Origin of the sequence: Streptococcus parasanguinis CC87K (assembly GCF_000507765.1) — a bacterium.
In the GTDB taxonomy this organism is placed as follows: Bacteria; Bacillota; Bacilli; order Lactobacillales; family Streptococcaceae; genus Streptococcus; species Streptococcus parasanguinis_J.
In genome coordinates this window covers 370,632-382,534 of record NZ_KI669401.1, presented here as the reverse complement: position 1 = coordinate 382,534, position 11,903 = coordinate 370,632, and the positions used below count along the sequence as shown (strand labels likewise).

Sequence of the window (11,903 nt, the reverse complement as noted above, 5' to 3'; positions counted from 1 at the left end):
TAAACAAAAAAGCGACTGCAATATTTCAACTACAATCACTCGTTCAATTGTGTGATAAAAAATTAACAAAGTATTATATAAGATTTTTTAATCTTGTGTTTGTTCATCTTTTCTTCAAAGACTTCCGTCATGATGACACGCAATTCCTCCCGTTCTTTTTCAGGAAGGTCTCTTTGACGCTTGGCCACGGCATAGAGTTCAGGATAGCGCATAGCCACACGTTCGATCGTCTTTGTTGTCGCATGCCCTCTGACAAAGAAAGGAATACGCTTGATCCATTCTTGCGGGCCAAGAGCGAGCAACTTCTTCGCCGCTTCCTTATCAGAAATCTCAGCTGTGCTCAAACCTCGATTGATTTGTTCTTGTTCTTTTTCTGTATAGTTCTAAAAGTTAAAAATGTGTTTGTTGATAAATTTGATTGTAATGGAATAACATTTAGATAAAAACATATCACTCTTATATTTTAGTTATCCCAATCTATTTTTGCATGTTCTATTGCATACTCAGCTTCTTCTTGAGTAAATTTTCTATATACAACAAGTTTTTCTAATAACTTTTCTTTCGTAATCTTACCACCGTTTGCATAAAATTCCGCTTTTTTCACAGCTTCCTCTTTCCAATCGAAATTACCTTGTTCTATGGCATAATCAGCCTCTTCTTGAGTAAATTTTTCAATATTTATAAGTTGCTCAACTAATTTTTCTTTCGAATAATGAAACTCTTGATATGATTTTGCTTTTAAAAGTGCTTGCTCTTTCCAGTCTACATTAAGCTTATTTAAAGCGTACTGAGTAGCATCCTCTGAATACCTGTCATACTTAGTAAGATATATTTTAATTTGCTGCTGCGATAAATGCTTTTTTGACCAAGATTTAGCTTCTTCATATGCCCTTGTATATTCTGGATATAGTAAAGTTGGAGGAAATAGTCCTTTCATAAACATATTCATTAATGATTCTAAATCATCCTTATTTCCATCACTTGAAGAAGAGTATTTTTTATAATCATAATTCTGCGTACTAGAACTTGAAGTAGCGTATTCTTGTTTTGATGATTCAAAATCATCCTTATTTCCATCACTTGAAGAAGAGTATTTTTGTTCAGGATTAGTCAACTGTGATCCTGAACGCGAATTTATCCATTTATTATAATTTATTTCATAATCAATTACTATAAGAGCTAGCATTCCTGCAAATAATCCAAAAATTGTAAAAATAAATATCAAAAACTTTTTCATCATGACTACCTTTACTTGTTTTTCTCCAATGAAATTTTCATCCCTCTGGAACTGCTTTCATTAGTATTATATCATGAAATATTGTTCATTTTTATTTACTAGTGTAAAAGTCTCTATGGCTAGTAAATAAAAAAGTGACTGCATTTCAACTGCAATCACTCATTCTATGTGAAATAAAAAATGACAAAGTATTATAAAATCTTATTTAATCTTGTGTTTGTTCATCTTTTCTTCAAAGATAGCTGTCATAATCTTGCGGAGCTCTTCTCCTTCTTTTTCAGGAAGGTCCCCTTGACGTTTCGCCACGGCATAGAGTTCAGGGTATTGTTTGGCTACACGCTCAACTGTCTTAGTCGTCGCATGCCCTCTGACAAAGAAAGGAATGCGTTTAATCCATTCTTGCGGTACAAGAGCAAGCAATTTCTTCGCTGCTTCCTTATCAGAAAGCTCAGCCGTGCTCAATCCTTGCTTGATTTGTTCTTGTTCTTTTTCTGTAAAATCTTTCAATTCCATAGTAAACTCCTCATTTGTTTATCTAAGGACACATTATACACCTATGGAGGGGAATGTACAACTAAAGGATTTCGGAAAATAGCACACAAATGCGTCCATTAGAAATAGTTTTATACGTTTAGCTCTTCTCTATAAATAACAAATCCATTTGGCTGAATGATCAATCGATCATCAGAAATTCTTCCATGGCTGATCAGATCTGCTTGTTCTCTTTCTAGGACAACGTTTTTCTTGGAGTGGTTAAAGTAGGCTTTGAGAATGTGGCCTTCATGCTGCCATTCTACTGACACCACATCCGGCTCTACTTCTTTCAGACCCACTTTACCATGCTGGATCAACTCTGCCACTTCTTTTCGTAGCTGGATCAAATCCTTCATAAAGTTCAGCATATCATTGTCCGCTGACACGCGCTCCCAAGGCATGACACGACGACAATCTGGGTCTGGACCACCAATGAGGGCTAGCTCTGTTCCATAATAGATACAGGGCGTTCCGCGTTGCAGATAGAGGAAGGCGAGGGCAGACTTGACAGACTGGAGATCGCCTTTGGCCGTCGTCAAAATGCGCTCTGTATCATGGGAGTCCAAGAGGTTAAACATGACCTCAGAGATCTGCTGCCTGTAATACATCGACTGGCTATTGATCTCCCAAATGAAGCGCTGGGTCTCCTTATGCCCCCGCAGGAAATAATCCTTGATACTTTCAGAGAGCGGATAGTTCATCACCGCATGGAACTCATCACCATTGAGCCAAGGTTGAGACGAATGCCAGATTTCCCCGAGGATATAGAGGTCTGACTTCTTAGCCAAGACCGCCTTACGGAAATCCCGCCAGAATTGATGGTCGATTTCATTGGCCACGTCCAATCGCCAAGCATCAATATCAAACTCTTCAATCCAGTAAGTCGCAACCTTCAAGAGATAGGCCTTCACCTCTGGATTAGCCGTATTGAGCTTAGGCATATAGCCCGCAAAGGCAAAAGCATGGTAAGACAAGTCGCGACTATTCCACAGATTTTCTGAGGAGACAGGGAACTCTTTGATATGGAACCAGTCCTTGTAAATCGAATCCTCCCCGTGTTTGACCACATCCTGCCATTGGGGTGAATCATAACCAATATGGTTGAAGACGGCATCCAGCATAATCTTCATTCCACGCGCATGAGCCTCTTTCACTAGCTGGCGGAAGGTGTCCTTATCACCAAAATGTCGATCAATTTCAAAATAGTCAATGGTATCGTACTTGTGGTTGCTCGGAGATTCAAAAATCGGGCAAAGATAGAGCCCTGTAATTCCTAACTCCTGCAAGTAGTCCAGATGATCGATGATCCCTTGCAAATCACCACCAAAGAAATCCAATACTTGAGGAGCAATAGAGGCATCCCAAGGACGAACACCTTCTGGGGAAATGGCTGGATTCCCATTGGCAAAGCGCTCAGGAAAAATCTGATACCAAATCGTCTGCGCCACCCAATCTGGAACAGCACACCCATCAATCTCATGGATAAAGGGAAGCTTAAAGCCGTTCATGACAAAGTCCAGGTTCTCCTCGGTGTAGGCTGCCACACCCCGATCCCCATACAAGACCTTCTCTCCCGCTGTGTCCTCTAATTCAAAGAGGTACTGGATCCGGGCATGGCGGACAGATACCGACACTTGCCAATAATCAAAGAGGTCGTCGGTCGTCACCTTGTCCATTTCCTTAGTTGCCTCATAAAGATCCTCTATAAAAATAAAGGGATCCCCATAGTGCAAGACAATCCGTTTGATATCTTCTTTCTTGGTCCGGATGCGAATATGGAGCTGGCCGTCCTTATAAAGATAGGCATACTCCGATTCAGGCCGGTGATAAATCGCTGCTAATTCCATTTGTCCTCGTCTCCTACTATACTCTCTTTTCATCATTTACCGTTTTATGCAAACGATTCCATAAACTATTTCTAGTATACTACTTTATAAAAACGTTTGCAAGATCTTTAGAGAATATTAGACCTCTAACTTTTTAAGATTGTAATGCCACACAAAAAGCCCATCAATTGGGCTTAAAGATTTTTGTTGAAGCAATGACTTTACCTTATAAGCATCACTTTATACTGTTTCCTACTAAAATATACTACAGATCTATATTTCTGTTAATAGTTTATTGAACAGTTTTTCGAGCTTACTAGTATCTCCATAAACTGTTCCATCCATATATAAGTGATAGATATCATCATCTAAACCAATTGAAATTTCACATTCATAGCCTTTCATCAAAGCTAAAGAACGGATAACTTCTCGTTGAGTACGACCATTTCCTTCTCGAAATGGGTGAAAATAATTTAGATTATCTAATATCTCAGCTAAACTTTTACAAATCTCAATTTTATTATTTGCGTTCAGTAAATAGTTTGAAAGCAAAGTATTTAAAAATTTTTCTGCCATATCAAAAGACTGAACTGGCATAAAAGCATTTCCACTTTTAGAGATATTTACTTGACGGTATTGACCTGCCCAAGTATACATTCCTTCAAAAAGAAACTTATGAATCTTTAAAATATCTGAAACAGTATTTACTTCAATTGGATTAATAAACAGTTTTAAACTTTGACTTGCTACTAAACGATATTCTAATTCTCGTGCTTTATTATCATTTTTCTCATTAAATTTATTTATGAGAACAGATGAATGGGGATAGGTGTATAAATTATCAGGGTCTATATAATCATACCCTTCATATATTTTTCTGACCATTATCCAACTCCTAATGCAACTGCCTCTTCTCTCAGTCGCTCCACGTCTTCTACCGTGGGATGCCATCCTTCAATCATATTGGTGCTCAGAGCAAACCAGACACTCTTAAAAACCTTTTTGTTGTCAAAAATCACACCCATAATCATCATTTTTTCTTTATCTACATCTAAGGTCATATTCTACCTCCGTCCTATTATTATAGCATATTTTAAATCATTTTAGTTCTCCTATTTAGTACTTACCCTACACAAAAAGCCCAGCAAATGGGCTTTCTCATTATCAAAATAACTGATCTTCATTCCTTACTTGTATGCCGCTTTCCAAGACTTAGCGCTTGCTCTTCTGACATCTGAACCACCTTAGAAAAATTAGTATTGCGAGGCATACTGTCCAAAGAGTACCAATAAACATCCGCACTCCCATTTCTGGCTACATAAACTACTGGAGCCAGTTGACGAGTTGGTGCTACAGGTTCGACAGGTTGGACTGGCTGAGCTGGTTCTACTGCTTGACTCGGTTGAGGGGCTTGACTTGGTTGCGTCTCTACAGAAGGGCTGGCTGGTTGTGGTTGGCTACTTGGTTCTGTCGGCACTAAAGATGGCTTGGCAGTCCCCTTCAGATAGTCAATGGTCGCATTCTTAGAGTAGTTGTCCAAGGTCACGGTGGTGATCCCATAAGCATCTACCGACTCTTTGGGACTACTTAGATGGATAGGTAAAAGGTTGCCATCTCGATCAATTCCTACATATTGCAAGGTCACCTGCCGAGGAATTAATTCATCACCAGTATAGACCGGGGTCACCTTGTAGTCTAACCAGTAATTTGGGTGGGTGGCCAGCCAGCTATCGAGTCGTTTCTCGTAGTAGAGCATGCCCTCCACATTACTATCCGCTGTCCCTTTATAATTCCCCGTATTAGTCCAGGCAGTTAGAGGAACCAGATTTTTCCCTTCATTGGTCAGACCGCTAAACTGATAGCCAATCAAATGCCCTCTGTGGAACAACCAGGCCTTCTTTCCCTTGTTTCCATAAGCGATCTTATAATTATGCCAACCAACAGGATTATGTTTGAGACGTGGCTCTCTTTTCTGCTTAGGTTCATCCTTATCCTGCAGCTGAATATGAGCGGAGGTCGCACGACCTAAATGATCAAACTCACCTAGAACTAGCTGATTGTTACCAGTAAAAGGTAGCAGGTTAAGACTCTGATAGTCGAGTCCAGTTTGCTGGGCTTGAGCCCCTTGAATACAGGCCATAGAAATGAATATCGTGACCATTGTAACAATGACATTTTTCAACAACCGTTTTGTAACCATGATAAAACTCCCGCATTACTATTTAGTATTATTATAGCAGAAAAAAGCAGTTACAAAAAATTTATTTTTTCAAAAACTCTTGTTCATGACCTTACGTAACGATGTATAATAAGTATGAGGAGGTGGGTAATGATGGCTAAATATAGAGCAATTCCGGAAGGATTTATGACGGTTGGGGAACTTGCTAAGAAAATGAACGTTACTGTCCGTACTCTACAATACTATGATAAAGAAGGGGTGCTTTCCCCATCGGCAGAAAGTGAGGGAGGTCGCAGGCTTTATACCGATAAAGACTTAGTGCTACTCCATCAGATATTGTCTTTAAAATCATTAGGTTTTTCTCTCAAGGATATAAAGGGGCGTTTGATCTCTTTGAAAACACCTGATGATGTTGCCAATGCTCTTACAGAGCAAGCAGATACTATTCGTAAAAATATTGAACAACTTAAGGATTCTTTAGTCGCAATAGAGCAGTTAAAGGCAGAAGTTTTACAAATACAGACGGTCAATTTTAAGAAGTATGCAGACATCATCGTCAATCTACAGATGAAGAATGACTCCTACTCTCTCATTAAGCGCTTTGATGATAATACACTCGACCAGATACGCAGTCGATTTGACAAGAAAAGCGGACTTGACTTTATGGACAGATTGAACCGCCTAAGTGATCAAATCGTAGAGCTTCAAAAAGAAAACGTACCAGCTGAAAGCGAACAAAGCCAACAGGTTGTGAAAGAATACTGGGGCTTGATTATGGAGTTTACAAATGGTGATATGAGCATGCTTCCTAAGTTGATGGAAGTTGGTACTATTGATACCGCCTCAAACGCTTGGGAAGAAAAGCAAAAAATCGTCAATGATTATATAGGACCCGCCCTACAAGTCTATTTTTCAAGGCTTGGAACAAATCCTTTTGAGGAGGTAGAACCATGAAAAACGCAATAGAGGTTTCTGGATTAAAGAAAAGTTATGGTAGCAATATGGTTCTTAGTGGTCTCGATTTTCAAATCAAACAAGGAGAAATCTTTGCTCTGCTCGGAGTGAACGGAGCTGGTAAAACAACAACGCTTGAATGTATCGAAGGTCTGAGAAAATATGACGAAGGCACTATAGTTGTAAATGGGAAAACCGGAATTCAACTACAGTTCTCCTCTCTACCCGTCCACATCAAACCAATGGAAGCCATAAAGCTCTTTGCAAAATGGAATCATACATACATTGATGATGCTATGCTAAAGGCCCTTGGAATAAAAGAAATTGAACAGTCGCAATACATAGAATTATCCACCGGTCAAAAAAGGAGATTACATCTTGCTCTTGCACTTATCAGTAACCCGGATATTATTTTTCTCGATGAACCGACAGCGGGACTTGATGTTGAAGGACGACTATCTCTCCATGAACAAATCCGAAAGCTCAAATCACAGGAAAAGACAATCGTCTTGGCAAGCCACGATATGGCCGAAGTTGAAACCCTATGTGACCGCATTGCTATTTTGAATAGTGGAAAGATTGTCTTTTGTGGTACTCCTTCAGAACTGACAGACAGGTTGGGAAGAAAATATTTCATCCATTTAAAGACCCGGGACGGAGAGGAATCTTTTGAAACAGATACGATCGAGGATAGCTTAATTTCATTATTGGAAGAATGCAAACAGAAAAATATCCAGATATTGGATATCAAGGTTGATCGTGGCACACTGGAGCAGCATTTCATTGAAATGGCAAGGAGGGGTTTGGAATGAATGGTTTTTTATATAGCCTAACATTACAGTGGAAATTGGACATACGAAGTAAGTCTCTCTTGGTTACTTACTATATTGTACCGATTATTTTCTTTCTTCTCATGGGTGGTATTTTTACTTCCGTTATGCCTGAAATGGGTAGCACACTTATACAGTCAATGATTGTCATGAGTGTTTCAATGGGAGCCTTTCTCGGTTTACCGCCTTCCTTGATTGAAACATACGGAAGCGACATAAAAAAGATTTATAAAGCAAATGGTGTGCCTATTCATTTAGGATTGGTGACCATAGTTCTCTCTGCCTTTGTTCATTTGATAATGACTTGCATAGTGATCCTACTACTTGCTCCAATTTTATTTAAAGCAAGTCTACCAAGTCAATTTCCCTTATTCTTTCTCGCGCTTGCCATCTACATTTTTGTATCGTTGAGTATCGGAAGTATACTGGGCCTTACTGTAAAAAATCAAGCAAAGCTGACCATGATAGCGCAACTTGTATTTTTACCCTCAATTATGCTCTCAGGAATCATGTTTCCCATCACCTTACTGCCTGATTTTCTTCAAGCAATCGGGCGTCTTTTCCCCGCTTCTTGGGGATACCGCTTGATGCTAGATCATGGTTTTGGTCTTGAAAATCTTTGGTATCTGATTCTTGTATCTTGCATTGCAATAATATCATCTATCCTCCTGTTGAATAAACAAAAATCTAACTAGATGCCTGAATAATTCCATGCCAGCTTTTACTTTAAAGCAAAAGCGAGATAGATCGTAAAATCAAATGAAGAGAACACCAACAAAAAATCATCTGTTGGTGTTCTCTTCATTTTTAGATTTCTGAAAAAACCTCTTGTCCATGTATCAGTAGGTACCCTTTAACTCTATTTTTCATGAACATTGTTTTATAAACAGTAGATTACAGTCTTAATATATATGGAGATATACAACTGTTCTATATCAACGTATATTCATACAACTTTTCATCTACTTTCTGAAATCCCAAAGCCAAAAACATTCTTTGACTTTGGGTATTAAAAGGATAAATTTGAGCAGTTACCTTAACCATCTCTTTTTCTTTGGCCAGCTGTATCATTTTAGAAATACATCGTCTTCCGATCTGTAAATTTTGATACTCTTTGCTGATCACTATAGAAAGTTCTGAGTTATCTTGAAGTGTCACATCTCCAACTAACACACCCTCATATTGGATATAATAGCAAGATCCGTGTGAAGTTAGGTAATCATACATTTTATGAAGTTTTATTAGATCGTAAATCTGTTCAGTATTATCAACTTGTTTGCAAACCTCACTATCTTGATACCAAAGAAGGGAGATCTCATCATTCCTATAATAAGGAATAAGCACTATCTGATCATCTACTATTCTATTCATCATGACTTGTTCTTATTTCTATTTAGACGCTTCCTTTGATACTTCAATATTCCCCATCAACCAATTGGCCATCTTTTGGCTCTTGCTTTTATAAGGGTTAGGGTGAAACAAGGTAAAAGGGGGAATGCTGGCATCGGGGAAGGATAATTCTACTCTTAACGTCCTCTCAGGGTTATCATCAGCATAGGCTGTAAAATAGATATGGTAATGTCCACTTACATCACCACCATTATCATACTCTCCTCTAGCAGTATTTGGCAATAAGGTCACGGACTTTATGCCTTGCTTTTCCTGGGCTAAGTGTGCGATGATCTCACTCTTAATAGCAGCTTCATGATTTCTAATGAAATTACTATCATCACTATATCAAGGATGCTCACTAAGAGAATAGAAAACAAGGACCATCAGAAAAGGTAGAGAAATTAAAAAAATAATCAGCTTATTGGATTTTAACATGGGGGTCCCTCATCCTACTTATAAAAAATCTTGACCCAATCCTGCTTTGCACTGAATATACGGGCAACATACACCCTATGCTTCTCCATATAATAAAATGCGAGATAGTTCTCTATTGGCATATAACGATAGGGTTTTCCATCATTCGTCATCTCACCATAGCCCCGGCTTGATACCAGAGGACAGGCTTCTGGAAAGAGTTCTAGGGTCTCAAGAGCGCTCAATAGCAAATCGACTTTGCCATCTGCAGCTTGCTGGCTATAAAAATTCACAAGAATATAGTCGTGAATGTCACGCAAGTCCTGCTTAGCACGATCTGAAAGAAAGACCTGATAACGTTTCAACTTAGTCAAGACCAAATTCCTTTCTCACATCGGCTACAGAAGTAACTTTTCCTTGAGCGATTTCCTGATGCCCCACTAAAATCTCCTTCTTCAAATCTTCAAAGGCTACCTGATACTGTTTGTCCTGCAAATCACTCGAAACAAATTCTTCTGGATCCACAGTCCCATTAGCAATTTTTCGAAGTACTGCATTTAGGACATCTGACACAGAAATTTTTTTATCCGCAAGCACCTCTTTTGTTTTTTGGTAAAACATCGCATCTGCTCGAAAATTCACTGCTTTCGTGTTTGCCATTTCTACCTCTCCTTTGTACATACAATTTGTATATACATACTACCATAAGATAGAGAGGGGAATCAAGTAAAAAATGGATTCTTCTTTCACTAAATCTAATTAAGAGATACCGATAGCTAATCTATATTCTTTCTCTCGTGTCATCTGATACCTCCTAGAATCAACAATTTAAGTAGATTCCACATCTTAATTTGACAACTCCAAGTAATTGTAGTCAATTATATTAGATATATTTTATTAATTTCTTTATAGTAAATTACTATTTCTCTAGCCAAGAGAACGCTTGGTTTAGCATTTCTTTTGCTTGTCCAACTATACACGGTCCATGAGAAATAATAATATTCTTAGGTTCCCATTTCTTTACTATACGATAACTCTTCAATGCCTGTTTTTTACTAAATAAAAAAGTCATTCTTAAATCTCTTGGTGTTTTACCATTTGGATAGTGATTATCGCCTATTTTAAACAGTAGCTTTTCAAAAATCGATACATTCTCAGTTTCTATGTTTTCAATAAGATCCGTTAAAATCAGAGTTGAACTTTCATTATGGAAAAAAACAACCTCTTTCACGTAAAAACTTCCCTCAAATGTTGTAAAAAGAATTTCTTCGTTCCAATTGGCCTTGCTTAATTCCTGACCATAATCCAAACTCATTCCCGATTTTCTGGCACGCTTTTGAACACCACTAGCTAGCCAAACTTTTGCTTCAGGAAATAGTTGATGCCATTCATCTATATAACTATAATGTAAGACATTGGGTGCAATAAGGTGTTTTACCTCACCTAATCGCTTGATTTCAAAAAGTAAATTGTCATTAGGCTTAGTCGGTGAATGCACCCAAAGACCACCGTTCTGTAGACGGATAACTGTCATTCTAGTTGAAAAAGGCACTTTGAAGAATTTAAAATCCATCAGTACTTCTTCCCCATCCACAATCCATAGATTATCTGCTATCTTTTTTAAGGAATTGAGGGGACTATATTTTCTGACTTTCATGAAACTCTGCTTTCTAAATTAATAAAGTATAATCAATCGTTATTCTCCAAAAATGGCACCACCAAATCAATCCACTCTTGAGGTAGATAAGCTGATAAATAGCCGTGGTTATAGCCTTTAGCTTCATACAGGATCGTATTGGGATGGAGCTGCTGAAATAATTTCGCCGATGCTTTCACACAGTTCAATTCTTTTTCACCGTAGATATACAGAACCTGCGCTTTACTAGCAGAAATCGTATCCTTGAGCTTGTAACGCCCCATATAGGTTTTGTAAATAGTCACCAATGTTTTGATAGGCGTCCTTGGAAGATCCTCCAAATAATAAGCTTTTATCTCCTCTGGATAAGCCAGTTTAGGATAGAGTTTGTCCATCATGCTTAACTGGAGTTTGCAAGAGAATTTACTGAACATCAGTTTACCAAATAGGGATACTAGAAAGATGCTGATTTTAGCTAACCTTGGTTGAGGAATACAGAGGCTTCCGTCTATGATGGCCTTCTCAGCTATCTCGCTGTCTAAGGATAAAAGCTCCATAGCAATTTGACCACCAAGAGAAACGCCACCGATCGCAAACAACTTTCCACCATAGTTTGCTTTGATATAGTTTAGGATCTCCAAAGCAGAATCTTCCGTAGAAACATAATCGAGTTGATACTCTTCACCATGGCCATTCAAAGTGGGTAGAATAACACGGTAGTCTTCTGACAAAATCCGTGCTTGGCGAAGATAATTCCACCAAGAACTGCCACCGCCATGTATCAGCAAGATAGGAGGCAAATTCTTATCACCAAATTCATGGAATTTCATGTTTAAACTCCTTACTGTGGGATTTTCACTAGATACATCCATATTAAATCATTTTGAACAAGCAGTGATAC

The 11,903-nt window shown here is 38.4% G+C and carries 15 protein-coding genes; 3 read left to right on the top strand and 12 right to left on the bottom strand.

What is annotated here, in order from left to right; genetic code table 11:
* Positions 1–62: 62 nt before the first annotated feature.
* The 7 genes from HMPREF1195_RS01880 to HMPREF1195_RS01855 form a co-directional block, all read right to left on the bottom strand.
* Positions 63–344 (bottom strand): hypothetical protein, encoded by a 282-nt coding sequence (locus HMPREF1195_RS01880; protein WP_023917901.1) that lies wholly within the window; start codon positions 342–344, stop codon positions 63–65.
* A gap of 119 nt (positions 345–463) precedes the next feature.
* Positions 464–1,237 carry an Ltp family lipoprotein gene (locus tag HMPREF1195_RS01875; protein ID WP_037599290.1) on the bottom strand — a complete coding sequence of 258 codons (774 nt, stop codon included), beginning with the start codon at positions 1,235–1,237 and terminating at the stop codon, positions 464–466.
* A gap of 201 nt (positions 1,238–1,438) precedes the next feature.
* On the bottom strand, positions 1,439–1,750 hold the full coding sequence (locus HMPREF1195_RS01870; protein WP_003003574.1) for a hypothetical protein: 312 nt from the start codon (positions 1,748–1,750) through the stop codon (positions 1,439–1,441).
* A gap of 110 nt (positions 1,751–1,860) precedes the next feature.
* The gene (locus HMPREF1195_RS01865) at positions 1,861–3,618 is read right to left on the bottom strand and encodes a glycoside hydrolase family 13 protein (protein ID WP_023917897.1); all 1,758 of its coding nucleotides are present in this window, start codon (positions 3,616–3,618) and stop codon (positions 1,861–1,863) included.
* A gap of 252 nt (positions 3,619–3,870) precedes the next feature.
* Positions 3,871–4,482, bottom strand: coding sequence for a Fic/DOC family protein (locus HMPREF1195_RS01860; protein WP_023917895.1), 612 nt, complete (start codon positions 4,480–4,482; stop codon positions 3,871–3,873).
* Entirely contained in the window at positions 4,482–4,658 is a 177-nt protein-coding gene (locus HMPREF1195_RS11205) for a hypothetical protein (protein WP_003017298.1), read from the bottom strand. The genes HMPREF1195_RS01860 and HMPREF1195_RS11205 overlap by 1 nt, the downstream gene beginning before the upstream one ends.
* A gap of 119 nt (positions 4,659–4,777) precedes the next feature.
* A complete protein-coding gene (locus HMPREF1195_RS01855) occupies positions 4,778–5,797 on the bottom strand; it encodes a DNA/RNA non-specific endonuclease (protein WP_023917893.1) in 1,020 nt (339 codons plus the stop codon).
* Positions 5,798–5,926: 129 nt separating this feature from the next.
* Here HMPREF1195_RS01855 and HMPREF1195_RS01850 point away from each other — a divergent pair, with 129 nt between their 5' ends.
* The 3 genes from HMPREF1195_RS01850 to HMPREF1195_RS01840 are packed head-to-tail and all read left to right on the top strand — an operon-like array spanning position 5,927 to position 8,255.
* The gene (locus tag HMPREF1195_RS01850; protein ID WP_023917891.1) at positions 5,927–6,730 is read left to right on the top strand and encodes a MerR family transcriptional regulator; all 804 of its coding nucleotides are present in this window, start codon (positions 5,927–5,929) and stop codon (positions 6,728–6,730) included.
* On the top strand, positions 6,727–7,542 hold the full coding sequence (locus HMPREF1195_RS01845; protein WP_023917889.1) for an ABC transporter ATP-binding protein: 816 nt from the start codon (positions 6,727–6,729) through the stop codon (positions 7,540–7,542). Before HMPREF1195_RS01850 ends, HMPREF1195_RS01845 begins: the two co-directional genes overlap by 4 nt.
* Positions 7,539–8,255, top strand: coding sequence for an ABC transporter permease (locus HMPREF1195_RS01840; RefSeq protein WP_023917887.1), 717 nt, complete (start codon positions 7,539–7,541; stop codon positions 8,253–8,255). Before HMPREF1195_RS01845 ends, HMPREF1195_RS01840 begins: the two co-directional genes overlap by 4 nt.
* 235 nt (positions 8,256–8,490) lie before the next feature.
* Here HMPREF1195_RS01840 and HMPREF1195_RS01835 read toward each other — a convergent pair whose 3' ends face one another.
* From HMPREF1195_RS01835 to HMPREF1195_RS01815, 5 genes are all read right to left on the bottom strand, one after another.
* Complete coding sequence (locus HMPREF1195_RS01835; RefSeq protein ID WP_023917885.1) at positions 8,491–8,934, bottom strand: GNAT family N-acetyltransferase; 444 nt, start codon at positions 8,932–8,934, stop codon at positions 8,491–8,493.
* Between the two features lie 467 nt (positions 8,935–9,401).
* On the bottom strand, positions 9,402–9,740 hold the full coding sequence (locus HMPREF1195_RS01830; RefSeq protein ID WP_023917883.1) for a type II toxin-antitoxin system RelE/ParE family toxin: 339 nt from the start codon (positions 9,738–9,740) through the stop codon (positions 9,402–9,404).
* Positions 9,733–10,026, bottom strand: a complete 294-nt coding sequence (gene relB / locus HMPREF1195_RS01825; RefSeq protein WP_023917881.1) for a type II toxin-antitoxin system RelB/ParD family antitoxin — start codon at positions 10,024–10,026, stop codon at positions 9,733–9,735. Before relB ends, HMPREF1195_RS01830 begins: the two co-directional genes overlap by 8 nt.
* Before the next feature lie 259 nt (positions 10,027–10,285).
* Positions 10,286–11,023, bottom strand: a complete 738-nt coding sequence (locus tag HMPREF1195_RS01820; RefSeq protein WP_023917879.1) for a DUF4336 domain-containing protein — start codon at positions 11,021–11,023, stop codon at positions 10,286–10,288.
* Between the two features lie 32 nt (positions 11,024–11,055).
* On the bottom strand, positions 11,056–11,832 hold the full coding sequence (locus HMPREF1195_RS01815; protein ID WP_023917878.1) for an alpha/beta fold hydrolase: 777 nt from the start codon (positions 11,830–11,832) through the stop codon (positions 11,056–11,058).
* Positions 11,833–11,903: the final 71 nt, after the last annotated feature.